Origin of the sequence: Lentzea sp. NPDC102401 (assembly GCF_044765805.1) — a bacterium.
Lineage (GTDB): Bacteria > Actinomycetota > Actinomycetes > Mycobacteriales > Pseudonocardiaceae > Lentzea > Lentzea sokolovensis.
Window position 1 is genome coordinate 457,730 of the sequence record NZ_JBIWKS010000005.1, and the last position, 14,270, is coordinate 471,999.

Annotated in this window: 19 protein-coding genes; 8 read left to right on the top strand and 11 right to left on the bottom strand. The window is 69.2% G+C overall.

Annotated features, from left to right (window positions below; translation table 11 throughout):
* Window positions 1–38 precede the first annotated feature (38 nt).
* Complete coding sequence (locus tag ACIRG5_RS21105; RefSeq protein WP_402906914.1) at window positions 39–407, top strand: winged helix-turn-helix transcriptional regulator; 369 nt, start codon at window positions 39–41, stop codon at window positions 405–407.
* On the opposite strand, the gene ACIRG5_RS21110 is transcribed toward ACIRG5_RS21105, so the two are convergent.
* Window positions 404–1,312 carry an NAD-dependent epimerase/dehydratase family protein gene (locus tag ACIRG5_RS21110; protein WP_402906916.1) on the bottom strand — a complete coding sequence of 303 codons (909 nt, stop codon included), beginning with the start codon at window positions 1,310–1,312 and terminating at the stop codon, window positions 404–406. The genes ACIRG5_RS21105 and ACIRG5_RS21110 overlap by 4 nt on opposite strands.
* A 58-nt stretch (window positions 1,313–1,370) precedes the next feature.
* On the opposite strand from ACIRG5_RS21110, the gene ACIRG5_RS21115 reads away from it, so the two are divergent.
* A complete protein-coding gene (locus ACIRG5_RS21115; RefSeq protein ID WP_402906918.1) occupies window positions 1,371–1,916 on the top strand; it encodes a TetR/AcrR family transcriptional regulator in 546 nt (181 codons plus the stop codon).
* A 168-nt stretch (window positions 1,917–2,084) separates the two neighbouring features.
* Here the strand turns inward: ACIRG5_RS21115 and ACIRG5_RS21120 are convergent, their stop codons facing one another.
* Window positions 2,085–2,849 carry a DUF4142 domain-containing protein gene (locus ACIRG5_RS21120; RefSeq protein WP_402906920.1) on the bottom strand — a complete coding sequence of 255 codons (765 nt, stop codon included), beginning with the start codon at window positions 2,847–2,849 and terminating at the stop codon, window positions 2,085–2,087.
* Between the two features lie 95 nt (window positions 2,850–2,944).
* Here ACIRG5_RS21120 and ACIRG5_RS21125 point away from each other — a divergent pair, with 95 nt between their 5' ends.
* Window positions 2,945–3,433, top strand: a complete 489-nt coding sequence (locus tag ACIRG5_RS21125; RefSeq protein ID WP_402906922.1) for a MarR family winged helix-turn-helix transcriptional regulator — start codon at window positions 2,945–2,947, stop codon at window positions 3,431–3,433.
* On the opposite strand, the gene ACIRG5_RS21130 is transcribed toward ACIRG5_RS21125, so the two are convergent.
* From ACIRG5_RS21130 to ACIRG5_RS21150, 5 genes are all read right to left on the bottom strand, one after another.
* A complete protein-coding gene (locus ACIRG5_RS21130; RefSeq protein WP_402906924.1) occupies window positions 3,380–3,937 on the bottom strand; it encodes a TetR/AcrR family transcriptional regulator in 558 nt (185 codons plus the stop codon). The genes ACIRG5_RS21125 and ACIRG5_RS21130 overlap by 54 nt on opposite strands.
* A 9-nt stretch (window positions 3,938–3,946) precedes the next feature.
* The gene (locus ACIRG5_RS21135; RefSeq protein ID WP_402906926.1) at window positions 3,947–4,375 is read right to left on the bottom strand and encodes an SRPBCC domain-containing protein; all 429 of its coding nucleotides are present in this window, start codon (window positions 4,373–4,375) and stop codon (window positions 3,947–3,949) included.
* A 272-nt stretch (window positions 4,376–4,647) separates the two neighbouring features.
* A complete protein-coding gene (locus tag ACIRG5_RS21140; RefSeq protein WP_402906928.1) occupies window positions 4,648–5,718 on the bottom strand; it encodes a CU044_5270 family protein in 1,071 nt (356 codons plus the stop codon).
* Window positions 5,711–6,301 (bottom strand): RNA polymerase sigma factor, encoded by a 591-nt coding sequence (locus ACIRG5_RS21145; protein WP_402906930.1) that lies wholly within the window; start codon window positions 6,299–6,301, stop codon window positions 5,711–5,713. The genes ACIRG5_RS21140 and ACIRG5_RS21145 overlap by 8 nt, the downstream gene beginning before the upstream one ends.
* 70 nt (window positions 6,302–6,371) lie before the next feature.
* A complete protein-coding gene (locus ACIRG5_RS21150) occupies window positions 6,372–6,938 on the bottom strand; it encodes a GNAT family N-acetyltransferase (RefSeq protein WP_402906932.1) in 567 nt (188 codons plus the stop codon).
* Between the two features lie 57 nt (window positions 6,939–6,995).
* On the opposite strand from ACIRG5_RS21150, the gene lexA reads away from it, so the two are divergent.
* Window positions 6,996–7,655: a transcriptional repressor LexA gene (gene lexA, locus ACIRG5_RS21155; protein WP_402906934.1), complete on the top strand. Its 660-nt coding sequence runs from the start codon at window positions 6,996–6,998 to the stop codon at window positions 7,653–7,655.
* Here lexA and ACIRG5_RS21160 read toward each other — a convergent pair.
* Window positions 7,652–8,533, bottom strand: coding sequence for a LysR family transcriptional regulator (locus ACIRG5_RS21160; protein ID WP_402906936.1), 882 nt, complete (start codon window positions 8,531–8,533; stop codon window positions 7,652–7,654). The genes lexA and ACIRG5_RS21160 overlap by 4 nt on opposite strands.
* A gap of 68 nt (window positions 8,534–8,601) precedes the next feature.
* Here ACIRG5_RS21160 and ACIRG5_RS21165 point away from each other — a divergent pair, with 68 nt between their 5' ends.
* From ACIRG5_RS21165 to ACIRG5_RS21180, 4 genes are all read left to right on the top strand, one after another.
* Window positions 8,602–9,261 carry a type 1 glutamine amidotransferase domain-containing protein gene (locus tag ACIRG5_RS21165; RefSeq protein WP_402906938.1) on the top strand — a complete coding sequence of 220 codons (660 nt, stop codon included), beginning with the start codon at window positions 8,602–8,604 and terminating at the stop codon, window positions 9,259–9,261.
* A 201-nt stretch (window positions 9,262–9,462) separates the two neighbouring features.
* A complete protein-coding gene (locus ACIRG5_RS21170; protein WP_402906940.1) occupies window positions 9,463–10,620 on the top strand; it encodes an LLM class flavin-dependent oxidoreductase in 1,158 nt (385 codons plus the stop codon).
* On the top strand, window positions 10,617–11,039 hold the full coding sequence (locus tag ACIRG5_RS21175; protein ID WP_402906942.1) for a MarR family winged helix-turn-helix transcriptional regulator: 423 nt from the start codon (window positions 10,617–10,619) through the stop codon (window positions 11,037–11,039). Before ACIRG5_RS21170 ends, ACIRG5_RS21175 begins: the two co-directional genes overlap by 4 nt.
* Window positions 11,039–11,707 carry a CE1759 family FMN reductase gene (locus ACIRG5_RS21180; protein ID WP_402906944.1) on the top strand — a complete coding sequence of 223 codons (669 nt, stop codon included), beginning with the start codon at window positions 11,039–11,041 and terminating at the stop codon, window positions 11,705–11,707. Before ACIRG5_RS21175 ends, ACIRG5_RS21180 begins: the two co-directional genes overlap by 1 nt.
* A gap of 86 nt (window positions 11,708–11,793) precedes the next feature.
* Here the strand turns inward: ACIRG5_RS21180 and ACIRG5_RS21185 are convergent, their stop codons facing one another.
* The 3 genes from ACIRG5_RS21185 to ACIRG5_RS21195 are packed head-to-tail and all read right to left on the bottom strand — an operon-like array spanning window position 11,794 to window position 14,248.
* A complete protein-coding gene (locus ACIRG5_RS21185) occupies window positions 11,794–12,543 on the bottom strand; it encodes an ABC transporter permease (protein WP_402906946.1) in 750 nt (249 codons plus the stop codon).
* A complete protein-coding gene (locus ACIRG5_RS21190) occupies window positions 12,540–13,262 on the bottom strand; it encodes an ABC transporter ATP-binding protein (RefSeq protein ID WP_402906948.1) in 723 nt (240 codons plus the stop codon). Before ACIRG5_RS21190 ends, ACIRG5_RS21185 begins: the two co-directional genes overlap by 4 nt.
* Complete coding sequence (locus tag ACIRG5_RS21195; RefSeq protein WP_402906950.1) at window positions 13,259–14,248, bottom strand: ABC transporter substrate-binding protein; 990 nt, start codon at window positions 14,246–14,248, stop codon at window positions 13,259–13,261. Before ACIRG5_RS21195 ends, ACIRG5_RS21190 begins: the two co-directional genes overlap by 4 nt.
* Between the last annotated feature and the right edge of the window lie 22 nt (window positions 14,249–14,270).

Here is a 14,270-nt window from a genome sequence, read left to right on the forward strand (position 1 = left end):
CCAATTACCTCAACGTAACCAATGGACGGATGTGCGCCATGTCACAGACCACGCCGGACTGGAGCGTGCTCCTGGCCACCTGTCCGTCGCGCTCGAGCCTGGCACGCATCGCGAACAAGTGGACGGCGATGGCGGTGTCGGTGCTGGGCAACGGACGCATGCGGTTCGGCGCCCTGAGGACGCGGCTCGACGGCATCAGCGGCAAGGTGCTCACCGAGACCCTGCGAGACCTCGAACGCGACGGGCTCGTCACCCGGCACGTGCACGCCGAGGTACCGCCACGCGTCGAGTACGAACTGACGGAGCTCGGGTTCACGCTGCACGCGCCGTTGCTCGCCTTGTGCCAGTGGGCCGAGGAGCACATCGCCGAAGTGCTCACCAACCGCGAGGCCTACGACGCTCGTTAGCGCAGCGACGCCGCGCACTCCACGACGGTGTCGCGGGCTGGGCGAGGTGCCCAGCCGAGCATCGAGGACGCCTTGGCGTGCGAGTAGGAGTAGCTGCGGCCGAGCATGGGCACGAGCGGCCGCATGTCCTTGGCCACCAACGAGACCGCGCGCACCACGAAGTTCGGCAGCTCGCGGGACGGCGCGTCCAGCGACCGCGCGACATCGGCCATCCACATGAACTCGCTGACCGCGATGAACCTCTCCCCCGCCGCGTCCGGCGCGGTCATGGCCCGGATGTGCAGGTCGGCCACGTCGCGGACGTCGACGATGTTGAGGCCGACGCGCGGCACGCCGGGCATGCCGCCCACGATGCGTTCGATCACCCGCACCGAGCCCCAGTTGTCGCGCGACTGGACCGGGCCGAAGACCGCGCCGGGCAGCACCGTCACGAGCGAGGTGTCCTTGTCGCGCATGAACTCCCACGCCGCCTGCTCGGCCAGCAGCTTGGAACGCCGGTACTCGTCGATCCCCACGCCCGACGGGTCCGTCCACACCGTCTCGTCGAACGAACCGGTCGAGCCCTCCGGAGGCGTCGCCGCCGCGCAGGACGACGTCATCACGACCCGTTCCACGCCTGCTTCCACCGCGAACCGCAGCACCCGCAACGTTCCGTCGCGCGCGGGTCCGACCAGGTCGGCGCTGCCGGACAGCGGTGACGCGACGTGCAGCACGTACCGCACGCCCTTCATCGCCTCGGCCCAGCCGGCGTCGGACGTCAGGTCGGCCTGCACGACCTCGTACCGGCCGTGCACTGCCGGGCGACGACCACGGGTGGTCGTCCGCACGTCGTAGCCGCGTTCCAGCAACGCGGCGATGGTCCAGCCGGCCACGAACCCCGTGCCACCGGTCACCAGGACAGTCACGACTTACCTCCAGTTTCATTAGCCGATCGGCTAATGAAATCGACTGTACCATCGCCGCATGACTCGTGCAGCGCAAGCCGAACGCACCCGTGCGACGATCCTCGTCACCGCACGCAAGCTGTTCGCCGCCCACGGGTACGACGCGACGTCGTTGCAGACGATCGCGGACGAGATGGACGTGACGAAGGCGAACGTCTACTACTACTTCCGCACGAAGTCGGCGATCCTGGAAGCGTTGCTGGACAACAGCATCGCGTTCTTCGAGACGATGCTGGACGAGACCGCGAAGATCAGGGGCAGGCGGGCCCGCGCCGAGTACGTGGTCGCGGGGTTCGTGGACCAGGTCGTCGCGAACAGGGCGTTGTCGCCGCTCGGCCAGACCGATCCGAGCGTGCGGCGCAACGAGAGGATCAACGCCGAGCTGGCGAGGCTGGCCCAGAAGGCCATGCAGCTGCTGTTCGGCGACGAGCCGACCGACGACCAGCGGGCGGCGTGGTTCCTCACGAGCGACGTCGGCCCGGTGATCGCGGCGTTCCCCCACCTGACCGACGACGAGCTGCGCGAGGTGCTCAGGCGGCTGTGCCTGCGGGTGCTGCGGGTGTGAGCACCCCGTCGACGGCCGGTATGACCGGGCCGCGGATCAGGTTCCGCACGACCGGACAGCCAGGTCGCGCACCCTGATCAGCCACGCGGACGTGAGCCCGGCGATCCCCGCTCCGACGATCAACGCACGCGCCTGAGCATTCGACTTGGGCACAGGCCCAATCCAGCGCTACGAGTGCATCCGCCGACTGCTCCGGCCACTCGTCCAGAACCAGAGACCGGCCACGACCAGCGCCAGCACACCCAGCCCGATCAGGCCGTCGGGGACACCGTCGGCCTGCTGTTGCTGCTGGGAGTACTGGGTGTTCCGCTGCGGCACGCCCACTGGAGCAGAAGGCGCGATCGACGAAGGCTGCGCAACGAGCGCCAGCGGGATCGCCTCGGTGTCGGCGAAGTCGACCAACCCGGTGGCTTCGAGCACGGTCATGTGGTCGAGCACGGTGTCCATGCAGACCTTGGCGTAGTCCCGGATCGCCGTGTTGCGCGTGCCGGTGCGCACGGTGGCCAGGAACTTGTAGACCACGCCGTGCGCCGCCCGCAGCCGGTTCGCGAACACGCGGTCGAACTCGGGACTGCGCGCGGGCGCGGCCTGCATCTCGTTCAGCCAGCCCTGCTGCGACTCGTTGGGCTGCGTGGGCAACTGAACGTTGAACGTGCGGGCGAGCTCGACGGTGCGCCGGTCCAGGTCGGCGTGCCCCTCGATCAGGTGCCGCCCTGCCTCCTGCACCTTCGGATTGGCCGACTTGTCCAGCCCCATCCGCCCGGAGGGCCCCTCCCACAACCCCGCCAGTGCCACCTTCTGCAGCAGATCGCGCCCGGCGGGACCCATCGGCCCGAACTGCGTCTGGACGTAGTCGGGCCCCAGATCCTGCTGCGCGAACGCGGGCTGCGCGCCGAGCAGCACTGTCAGCAAAGCGACGAGGAGTATCCGCATGCCGAGAGGTACGGACAGCCCAAGGCCCGCCGACCGTTGCACAGTGCAATCTTTATCGTTTCGTTACCGAACGCGGGCCCTGTAGAACTAGGCGGGTGAGCGATGCCGATGACCTGACCGACGCGGTCCTCACCGCGTCCCGCCTGCTGGTAGCCGTGTCGGCGCGATCGCTCGCGGCCGTCGAGGAGACGCTCACGCTGCCGCAGTTCAGGATGGTCGTCCTGCTCGACAGCCGAGGCCCGATGAGTCTCACCGCGCTCGCCGACCTCCTGGAGGTCAACCCGTCCACGGCCAAGCGCATGATCGACCGCCTGATCACGTCCGGCATGGTCGACCGCGCGCCGAACCCCGCGACGAAACGCGAGGTCGTGGTCGTGGCGAGCGAGGAGGGCAGCCGGGTCGTGACCGAGGTGATGGCCCGCCGTCGTGCCGAGATCAGCAGGATCGTCGCGCGCATGCCGGAGCACCTGCGGCACGGGCTGGTCGAGGCGCTGACCGCGTTCGCCGAGGCCGGTGGCGAGCCCCGCTGGTCAGCCCGCGACGAGGCGCCGGAACGGGCCCGCGACCACGCGGAAGTCGACTGACGAGTCCAGCGCCCGGTGCAGCACCAGCCCGTCGATGGCCGCCCCCAGCAACAAAGCCACCGCGGCGGCGTCCCGCACGCCCGCCTCCCGCAACCACTCGGCGACCCGCGTCCGGAACTCCGCGACCAGCGCCGACAGCCCCGCCCGCAGTTCGGGCAGCCGGTGCGCGGCCAGGAACGCCTCAGCCAGCAGCAACGACTCGGGATCCGTGCCGGTGAAGCGCGTCAGGTCCGCGAAGATCCGCTCGACGCCCTCGGCCGGCGACACCGATCGCAGCGCCTCCGCGGACTCGGCCAGCGCCTTCGCGGCGAACTGCAGCGCGGCCGTCGACAGCAGTTCCTGCACCGACGAGAAGTGGTAGTGCACGAGCGCGGCGTTGACGCCCGCCCGTTCCGCGACCAGCCGCGTGGTCACCGCACCCCAGCCGACCTCGCCCACCAGCCCAGCGGCGGCGTCGATCAGTTGTTCACGGGTGCGGCGGCCGCGGTCGGCTGATTTGGGCACGCGCTCAACTTAGCTTTCGGCCTTCTTCGCGAACGCGTCGAGCACCTCGGGCCAGCCGCCCGTGTTGTCCCGCAGAGCCTTCGCGCGCAGCTCCTCCGAGCCCGCGAGCTGCGAGAACCCGCTCTCCACGACCTTCAACCGAGTCGCGGACCCCTCGGGCGTGAGGGTGAACTCGACCAGCGTCGTGTTGTCCGCGCCCAGTTCCTTCCCCTGGAACGCGCTGGCCCAGCGGTAGGACACGTAGGTCTGCGGCGTCACGGTCTCGACCCGCACGGGGAAGTCGCCGTACTGCTCGTTCTTGCAGAGGGTCGTCTCGCCCTCGACCGCGGTGCCGGACGGCTGGGAGGCCACCCAGAACCCCGGTTCGGTCACCAGCTGCCAGACCCGCGCCAGCGGTGCCTCGATCACGGTCTCGCGTTCGATCCGGTCCACGCTCACGACAACTCCCAACTCCGCCAATAAGTGCAACCCCAGAGTTGCACATCCCCCCGAGGATGCGCAACCCCAGGGTTGCATGTCTCTCCCGCGGCCCGAACGGCGGGAGAAGCTAGTGGTGTGGCTCGGAACGGTGCCGGGGGAATTCGCGGTCAGACGGGTGCATCGTGGTGCCGCCCCCACGCCCTCGTACTGGTTGTACGGGGGCGTGGGGGCGGTGCCGCGAGGCGCCCTGCTGAGTGCGGATCACCTCGCCACCGTTCCGAGACGCGCCACTAGCGGGCGCCCTGCGCGTCCACGATCTTCGTGGTCACCGCGGAGGAACTGCGGACGGTGCCCTTCTCCAGACCGCCCTTGTCGTCGGGCTGGTCCTCGGCCACGGTCGCCCGGCGACCGATGTAGTCACCGTTCTCCGGATCGATGATGATCTCGGTGAAGTCGTCGAAGTACTTCATGCCGAGCGCGACGCCTTCCTTGCCGTCGAGGTTGGCCTTCTTGTCGGTCACGACCAGGCCGGGCAGCAGGGCGAGCGCGCGGAAGATGGTCGCCCGCACCTCCGCCGGGTACTGCCCCGAGTTGAGCGCCTCGCCGGCCTGCAGCAACGCACCCGAGTCGCCGGCCTGTCCCGCCTCCTTCAGCTTGGCCAGCAGTGCCGCCGGGTCCTTCGGCAGCGCCGCGACGAACTCCGGCGTCGGGTTGTAGAACGTCCCGTTCGTGCAGCGGTCCGGCTGCCCCTCGGCGTAGTAGGAGTAGTTGCCGCACTTACCGCGGAACTCCTGGCCGTCCTTGAACGCCGATCCGGAGTCCGCCCGGCCGTCGCCCTCGTGCCCTTCCAGCCACTTCGTCGAGACGTTCTGGTTGCGGAACAGCCACTCGTCGCGGCGGTCGGCGGGAATCCACTGCTCCTGGACGATCTCGCTGTAGGTCGCCTTCTTGGAACCGAGCTCCACGGTGATGCCCTCGTAGCGGCTGCGCACGTAGCGGAACTGGCCGGGGGCGAGCGGCCGGTCGACCACCCTGGACGCGAGGTCCGCTGCCTTGATCAGCTCCTCGGCGGCACTCACGGAGTTGCTGCCGACGCCGGTGAGGTCGACGGTCGACGCGGCCAGGCCACCGCCGGTCAGCACGGCCACGGCGGCCGCGGCGGCGAGCCACCGGACCCGCCTGCGCGGCCGGTGCTCAGCGCCGACCGCGATCGGCTCGGCCACTTCAGCGCGTGACTTCAGGGCGGCGGCCAGCGCGCTCCTGCCTGCTGCCACGTCGAACTGGACGGGCTCGTCACCAGCACGCGAAAGGGCGGCGTCGAGCACTCGGTCGAGGGTCTCGGGCTGGGTGGGCTCAGACATGGCTGTCCTCGGTGAAGTCGTGGTCGGTCGCGGCGAGACGGGTGCGCAGGCGTGCCCTGCCGCGGTGCAGCCGGGTGCGCACGGTGGCCACGGGGACATCGAGCGCCACGGCGATCTCGGTCGGCGTGAAGTCCGCCCACGCGTTCAGCAGCAACACCTCGCGTTCCTCGACACGCAGTTCGGCGAGCCAGGCGGTGAGCGGACCGGCGAGCACGTCGGCGTCCGCCACAGCACTCACGCGGTCGCCGATGTCGGCCTCGTCGGTGCGGGCCGTGTACTCCTTGCTCCACGCCCGCAGCTTGCGTTCCTCGGCACGCACGTGATTGCGCAGCAGGTTCGTCGCCACGCCGTAGAGCCAGGCACGGATCGCGTCGGCCTCGTAGGTCTGCCCGGCGCGCTGGTCCCACAGCACCAGGAACGCCTCGGACACCACGTCCTGCGCGGTGTCGGTGCCGACCCGCCTGGCCACGTAGCGGTGCAACCGCTCGGCCGTCGACTCGTACAGACTGAGCAGCGCCGCCTCGTCCAGCACGGCCGGCGCCACTTCTGGTGTCAGCGCCACGGGCGCCACCTGGGTTCGCACAGACCTACCTGGCCGCAGGTCCCAGGAGCGTTCCCGACGTGTGCTCACCGCCACATCGTGGAGGAGCCGATCAGATCTCGCTCGGGTACGGGTGCCGGGCCGCGAACTCGGCGGCCGTCATCCCGAACAGCACCACGTCGTGGTGGCGGCCGACGAAGAACTCGTGGTCGCGCAGCCTGCCCTCCTCGGTGAAGCCGAGCTTGCGGTGCAACGAGATCGAGGCGTCGTTGAAGGCCCAGACGCTCGCCTCGCACTTGTGGAACCGGCGCTCGCCGAACATGAAGTTCAGCAGCAGCCGCACGGCTTCCGTCGCGTAGCCGCGTCCTTTGTGCTCGGTGCCGATCGCGACCCCGTACGCGAACCGTCCCGCGCGATGGTCGATCTCGCTGGTCGTCACCATCCCGGCCAGCGCGCCGTCCGCCAACGACTCGACCGCGAGCATCATCTTGTCGTCCGCCGGCTCCATCAACGCCCGTTTCTGCGCCCATTCCCGTTGCCCGGCAGCGGATCGCGGCGGGTGGACGCGGTCCGCCCTGCGCATCTCGTCCGTGTTGTCGTCGAACCGGTGGAAGGCCTCCCAGTCCTCCGGTTCGACGCCGCGCAGCCGGACGAGTTCTCCTACCCGGACAGAGGTCATCGCATGATCGAACGGCCACCCGATCGTGTCTGGCAACCCATTACTAGTATCTGACCGATGACCGCCTACGACGATCTTGAGCTCGACACGACGGAGCTGCCGGAGCGCCAGCAGAGGATCCTGGTCGCCATTCGCGACTGGGTCGTCGAGCACGGCTACTCCCCCAGCACCCGCGAGATCGGCGAGGCGGTCGGCCTGAAGTCGTCCTCCAGCGTGTCCAAGCACCTGTCCTCGTTGGAGGACAAGGGTTTCCTCAAGCGCGGCGGATCCGTGACGCGGCCGATGGACGTGCGGGTCTTCCTGAGCGGCGCGCCGCTGGCGCCCGGAATGGTCTCGGAGGACTCGATCTCCGTGCCCGTCGTCGGTGACATCGCCGCCGGTACGCCGATCTCCGCCATCGAGCACGTGGACGAGGTGCTGAACCTGCCGCGCGGGCTGGTCGGCCGGGGCAGCAACATGTTCGCGCTGCGCGTGCGCGGCGACTCGATGATCGACGCCTCGATCTGCGACGGCGACACCGTCGTGGTGCGGCAGACGCACGAGGCCTACAGCGGGCAGATCGTCGCCGCGATGATCGAGGAGGAGGCGACGGTGAAGGTGTACCAGCGCCGCAACGGCCACGTGTTCCTCGAACCGCGCAACGAGGCCTACCCCGTCATCGACGGCGACAAGGCCGTGATCCTCGGCATCGTGGTCTCGGTTCTCCGCAGCGTCTAAAGGGCGCCCCAGTCGCGTGACCTCAGGTGCTCCACGACCGCGTCGGCCGCCGGGGTCGTCGTGCCGCGGGTGGCCACGTAGAGGGTGTTGAGCGGGGGTACCTCCGGGTGGTGCAGCTGTTCGACGGATCCGGCGGCGAGCGCGGGTTCGGCGAGGTAGCGCGGTAGGGCTGACACGCCCGCACCGGCGATCACGGCGGCCAGCACGGCGCGCAGGTCCGGCACGGTGACAGCGGTGGCGTTCTTGGGTCGTGCGCCGAACTCGCTGCGCCAGTACCTCCGGATGATCGGCAGTTCGCCGGAGTAGGCGACGAGCGGCAGGTGTTCGAGGGCGCGCGCCGGGTCGCGCGCGAGCAGCAGCTGGTCCACGGTCCTGGCCAGCAGCGGTGGCCCGACCAGCAGGAACTCCTCGTCGGTCAACGGCATCGCGGTGAGCCCCGCTCCGGGACGGACCGAGGACAGCACGAGGTCGAGCTGCCCGGCCTTCAGCCCGGCGAGGAGGTCGTTCGCCAGGCCGAGCGTGATCTCCAGCCGCAGGCCGCGCTGGGTCAGCGGACTGAGCGCGGGCATGCCGCGGGTCGTCATGAACTCGGCCGCTCCGCCGAGCCGCACCGTGCCTTCGAGCGCCGGTGCGGGGTCGAGGGCGGCGGTGAGCTGGTCGAGGTGGGTGCCGACGCGCCGGGCCAGGTCGTCGGCCCGGGGCGTGGGCGTGACCCCACGGCTGCCCCGCACGAACAGCGGCGCGCCGAGCTCCTTCTCCAGCCTGGCGAGCTGCCCGCTCACCGCCGGCTGGGTGAGCCCCCGCCTGGTGGCCGCGCTGGTCAGCGAGCCGCCCCGGTAGATCTCCAGGAACGTCACCAGCAGATCCAGGTCCGTCACCCTCGCAGCCATAAGTCATCTTATAGCTCAGCCTTCACGTTCTGCTGATCTGTGATGTCCTGGAGCACATGAAGAAGCTACTGATGGTCGTGAGCGGCGCCGACTCGCTGACGCTGGCGGACGGGTCGAGCCACCCCACGGGGTACTGGGCCGAGGAGGTCGTGGAGTCCGTGCGCGTGCTGCGGGAGGCCGGCGTCGAGGTCACGCTGGCCACACCGGGCGGCGTGGTGCCGACCGTGGACAAGGCGAGCCTCGACGGCAGGTTCGACGACGCCGTCGCGTCACTGGAGGACCTGCGCGCTCCGGCCGTGCTGGCGTCGATGAACGCGGCCGACTTCGACGCGATCTACCTGCCCGGCGGACACGGTCCGATGGCCGACCTGGCGTTCGACACCTCGCTGGGCAAGCTGCTCGCGGACTTCCACGACGGCGGCAAGCTGGTCGCGGCGCTGTGCCACGGACCGGCCGGGCTGCTCAGCGCGGTCCGCGCGGACGGCACGTTCGTGTTCGCCGGCAAGGAGATCGCGGTGTTCAGCGACGAGGAGGAGCGCCAGGGCGGCCTGAACGTCCCCTACTCGGTCGCGGGCAGGCTGGCCGAACTCGGCGCACGGCTCGCGCCGGGTGAGCCGTGGTCGAGCACGGTGATCGTGGACGGCAAGCTCGTCACAGGCCAGAACCCGCAGTCCAGCGTGGCCACCGCGGAACGCGTGGCGTCGCTGCTCGCCTGACGCGGAACAGCCGAGCGCCGCCACGACGAGGGCGGCGTCGGTTCGTTCCCCGGTCCCCGGCTCCGCCGTGACTGAAGCGGGTGTCCCCCGCCTCCAGCGCCCTGCGATCAGGGCGCTGGGAATAGGCAGGGCACCCAGGCGTTAGAGTAGATGCAAACGCATTAGTCACGAGATAGTACAGATCAGAAGGAGGCGGGTGCCGTGCAGTTCGGAATCTTCTCGGTGAGCGACATCACCAGGGACCCGGTGAGCGGCGAGACCCCCAGCGAGGCCGAGCGCATCGACGCGATCGTGCAGATCGCGGAGAAGGCCGAAGAGGTCGGGCTCGACGTGTTCGCCATCGGCGAGCACCACAACCCGCCGTTCTTCTCGTCCGCGCCGGCCGTGCTGCTCAGCCACATCGCGGCGAAGACGGAGAAGCTGATCGTCAGCACCGCGACGACGCTGATCACCACGAACGACCCGGTGCGCATCGCCGAGGAGTACGCGATGCTGCAGCACCTGTCGAAGGGTCGCATGGACCTGATGCTGGGTCGCGGCAACACCGCGCCGGTCTACCCGTGGTTCGGCGCCGACATCCGGCAGAGCCTGCCCATGGCGCTGGAGAACTACAACCTGCTGCACCGGTTGTGGCGCGAGGACGTCGTGGACTGGGAAGGGAAGTTCCGCACCCCGTTGCAGGGCTTCACCTCCACGCCGCGGCCGTTGGACGACCTGCCGCCGTTCGTGTGGCACGGGTCGATCCGCACGCCGGAGATCGCCGAGCAGGCCGCGTTCTACGGTGACGGGTTCTTCGCGAACAACATCTTCTGGCCGAAAGAGCACTACATGCGGCTGATCAAGTTCTACCGCCAGCGGTACGCGCACTACGGCCACGGCACGGAGAAGCAGGCCATCGTCGGCCTGGGCGGTCAGGCGTACATCGCGAAGCGGTCGCAGGACGCGCTCAAGGAGTTCCGCCCGTACTTCAACGAGGCGCCCGTCTACGGCCACGGCCCGCGGATGGAGGACTTCATGGATCAGACGCCGCTGTCGGTCGGCAGCCCGCAGGAGGTCATCGACAAGACGCTGACGTTCCGCGAGCACTTCGGCGACTACCAGCGCCAGATGTTCCTGATGGACCACGCCGGTCTGCCGCTCAAGATGGTGCTCAACCAGCTCGACCTGCTGGGCGAGGAGGTGGTTCCGGTGCTGCGCAAGGAGATGGAGGCGCGGCAGGACCCCGAGACCGCCAAGCCGCCGACGCACGCCGGGCGCGTCAAGGACAAGTACGGCGACGGACCGGTCCGCCAGCCCAAGCCGAACGCCAACCGGGGTGACAACGTCACGGGTGGCTCGCCGTACCAGGACTCGCAGTGACCAGAGCCAACGAGGCATGGGAGTCCCTGATGAAGGCGTACTCCGTGTTGATGAAGCAGTTCAACGCGGAGGACATCTGGGGCGACCTGACCATGCGGGAGTACGACGTGCTGTACCAGCTGTCCAAGTGCGACAGTCCACTCAGGATGAGTGAGCTGAACCGCCACGTGCTGCTGAGCCAGCCCGCTCTGTCCCGCATGGTCGACCGCCTGGTCGACCGCGGCTACGTCGACCGCTGCCCCGACCCCGGCGACCGCAGGGGTGTGCGCCTGTCGCTCACCCCAGCGGGCCGGGAGACCCAGAAGCAGATCGGCAGCCCCCACGCACGCAGCGTCGCACGCGCACTGAACGTGCTGACGCCGGAAGAACTCGAACAGCTCGCCGTGATCACCGGCAAGCTCAGCCAGAGCGAGGAGTAATGGGCCAGAACTTCCAGCTGGTGGTGGTGTCCGCCGGCACGAGCGACCCGTCGTCCACCCGTCTGCTCGCCGACCGCGTCGCCGGACGGGTCACCACCCTCGCCGGCAAGCGGGCGCAGACCGTCGGCACGACGGTGATCGAACTGCGCGAACTCGCCTCCGAGATCGCCAACGCCCTGGTGTCCAACCACATCGGCCCCAAGCTGCAGACCGCCATCGCGACCCTGCAGCGCGCGGACGGCATCGTCGCGAGCACCCCCGTCTACAAGGCGGGCGCGAGCGGGCTGTTCACGTCGTTCTTCCAGATCCTCGACAACGACCTGCTGATCGCGAAGCCCGTCGTGCTCGCCGCGACCGCCGGCACCGCCCGGCACGCGCTCGTCGTCGACGACCAGATGCGCGGACTGTTCGCCTACCTGCGCACGGTCGTGGTGCCGACGGCCCTGTTCGCCTCGACCGAGGACTGGCAGGACAACGGCCTCAACAAGCGCATCGACCGGGCAGCCCTCGAACTGGTGGCGCTCATGACCTCCGGCTTCGAGAAGACCGTGCGCGACGAGTCGTGGGGCAGCTACCAGCACGAATACGGCAGTGCGGGCGGTACGGAGCTGACGATCGACCTCGACTCCGACCTGATGCGCCTCGCCGCCGGCGGTGGGGCGAACTAGCGGCGCGACCCAGAACGTCGACTGGGTGATTCACGCTCAGCAGGGCACCTCGGCGGCGCCGCCGAGCACGGCGAACTCCTGGCCCGCTAGAGCACCCGGTGTTCCTCGGACCAGGGCACCAGCTTGCGTTCGGCCCAGGTCAGGCCGTAGAAGAGCGCAACGCTGATGATCGCGAGCAGCGCCATCGCCGCGAACGCCAGCGAGGTGTCGGCGCTGCCGCCGGACACGGTGATCACGTAACCCAGTCCGGCGTCGGCGCCCACGAACTCACCGATCACCGCCCCGATGACCGCCAATGTGATCGACACCTTCAGGCCGACGAAGATCTGCGGCAACGCGTGCCACAGGCGCAGCTTGAAGAACTCGTGCGTGCGGGTGGCGTCGAGCGACCGGAACAGCTCGACCAGTTCGCTCGGCGTCGACTTCATGCCGGACGCCGTCGAGATGACGATCGGGAAGATGCACACCAGCACGACCATGAGCACCTTCGAGGAGATGCCGAACCCGAACCACACCACCACGATCGGCGCGATGGCGACTTTCGGCACGGCGTTGAGCGCGACCAGCAGCGGGTAGAACATCCGCTCCAGCACGCTCGACCCGACGATGAGCAGCGCCAGCGGCACACCGATCACAATGGACAGTCCGAAGCCGGACACGGCCTCCCACAACGTGATCAGCGCCTGTTCGAGCAGGTAGCCGGGCAGTTCCAGGAACGACGCCACGACGTCGGGCGGCGACGGCACGAGGAGCGGCTCGATCCCGAACACGATCGTCGCGAGCCACCACAGCCCGATGATCGCCAGCAGTCCGAGCACCGGCAGCGCGGTCCTCATGCGGTCACCAGGAGCCCGCGCAGTTCCCGGCTCACCTCGTCGAGCTCGATCTGCCCGAGTGCACGCGGCCTCGGCAGACCCACGTCGACGATCCGGTGGATCCGGCCGGGTCGTGGACTGAGCACCACGATCCGGTCGGCGAGCAGGACGGCCTCGTCGATGGAGTGCGTCACGAACACGACGGCGCGCGGCCGGGCGAGCTGAACTCGTTGCAGCTCCTCGGAAAGCTCGGTGCGGGTGATCGCGTCCAACGCGGAGAACGGCTCGTCCATCAGCATCACCCGCGGGCTCTGGATCAACGACCGGCACAGCGACACCCGTTGCTGCATGCCGCCGGACAGCTCGTGCGGCAGCCGTTTCTCGAACCCGCCGAGCCCGGCCAGTTCCAGCAGTTCGTGCGCGCGGTCCCGCTGATCACCCAGGCCGAGGATCTCGGTCGGCAGCAGCACGTTGGCCAGCACCGTCCGCCACGGCAGCAACGCCGGCCGCTGAAACATCACCGAGACGTCCCCGCGCGGCCTGGTGACCGGCGAACCGGCCACCAGGATCCGGCCTCGCGCAGCCGTGAGCAGGCCGGCGACGAGCCGCAGCAGCGTCGACTTGCCGCAGCCCGACCGCCCGATCACCGCGACGAACTCGTGCTCGCCCACCTCCAGGTCGATGCCGTCGAGCGCGTGCACACCGCCGAAGGAGTGCGAGACTCCACTCAGACTGATCACTTGGGCGAACTCCCGAAGGACACGAAGTCGCCGGGCGCCAACGATCCCGCCGGAATCGCACCGGCCTCCACCAGGGTGCTGACGATCTTCGCGACGCGCGCCTCGGTGATCCCGCCGACCCGTCCGCTGTAGTCCGACGGCCTGACGTACGGCGCCATCAGCCCGACCTCGGCACTGGCCACGTCCGCGTCCTGGGTCGGCTGGTACTTCTTGAGGATCGGGCCGACCTCGTCCGGGTGCTCGATCGAGTACTCGAGGCCCTTGAGCAGCGCCGTCATGAAGGTGCGCGCCAGCTCCGGCTTGTTCTGCACGACGTCCTTCGACGACACGAGCGCGTTGCCGTAGAGATCGGGAACCAGGTCGCCGTAGGGCAGCACGACCGCCTTCCTGCCCTTCGCCGCGGCCTCGATCAGCGGCTTGCCGACGACGAACTGCCCGATCCCGTCGACCTGTCCGGCGGCCAGCAACTGCGGCAACGCGGGCGGAGCGGACGGCACGAACTGGACCTTCGCCGGATCGATGCCCGCCGCCTTCGCGTAGACCGGGAACATCACCTGGTTCGTCGACCCGGGCTGGTCACCGATCTTCTTGCCGACCAGGTCGGCCGGTTTGCTGATGCCGTTGCCCTCCAGGGCGACGATCGCGGCCAGCGACCGTTGCTGGATCGCCGCCAGCACGGTGACCGGCAGCTTCTCCTTCGCCGTGGTGATCGCGGTGGCGGTGAAGTCGGCGATGCCGAAGTCGGCGCGCCCGGCCGAGACCAGCTTCAGGACGTCGACGCTGCCGGTGCCCGGCGTGATCGTGACGTCCAGGCCCGCCTCCTCGAAGAACCCCTTCTCCTTCGCCACGTAGACGTACGCGTCCCGGCCGAAAGTGCCGAACGACGTCAGGTAGCCGACCTTCTGCAGAGCTTTCTGCCCGGCCGGCGCCGCGCAGGCCGTGACGGCCAGCAGAACGGCGAGTACGACTGAAAACGCTTTCCTCATGTTCCCTCCCCCGAAGGCTCCC

What these genes read in the sequence shown, in the direction of transcription:
- lexA (WP_402906934.1), top strand. Translation starts at nt 6,996, where the DNA reads ATGACCGCCTACGACGATCTTGAGCTCGACACGACGGAGCTGCCGGAG.
- ACIRG5_RS21115 (WP_402906918.1), top strand. Translation starts at nt 1,371, where the DNA reads ATGACTCGTGCAGCGCAAGCCGAACGCACCCGTGCGACGATCCTCGTC.
- ACIRG5_RS21165 (WP_402906938.1), top strand. Translation starts at nt 8,602, where the DNA reads ATGAAGAAGCTACTGATGGTCGTGAGCGGCGCCGACTCGCTGACGCTG.
- ACIRG5_RS21180 (WP_402906944.1), top strand. Translation starts at nt 11,039, where the DNA reads ATGGGCCAGAACTTCCAGCTGGTGGTGGTGTCCGCCGGCACGAGCGAC.
- ACIRG5_RS21140 (WP_402906928.1), bottom strand. Translation starts at nt 5,718, where the DNA reads ATGTCTGAGCCCACCCAGCCCGAGACCCTCGACCGAGTGCTCGACGCC.
- ACIRG5_RS21105 (WP_402906914.1), top strand. Translation starts at nt 39, where the DNA reads ATGTCACAGACCACGCCGGACTGGAGCGTGCTCCTGGCCACCTGTCCG.
- ACIRG5_RS21185 (WP_402906946.1), bottom strand. Translation starts at nt 12,543, where the DNA reads ATGAGGACCGCGCTGCCGGTGCTCGGACTGCTGGCGATCATCGGGCTG.
- ACIRG5_RS21150 (WP_402906932.1), bottom strand. Translation starts at nt 6,938, where the DNA reads ATGACCTCTGTCCGGGTAGGAGAACTCGTCCGGCTGCGCGGCGTCGAA.
- ACIRG5_RS21120 (WP_402906920.1), bottom strand. Translation starts at nt 2,849, where the DNA reads ATGCGGATACTCCTCGTCGCTTTGCTGACAGTGCTGCTCGGCGCGCAG.
- ACIRG5_RS21195 (WP_402906950.1), bottom strand. Translation starts at nt 14,248, where the DNA reads ATGAGGAAAGCGTTTTCAGTCGTACTCGCCGTTCTGCTGGCCGTCACG.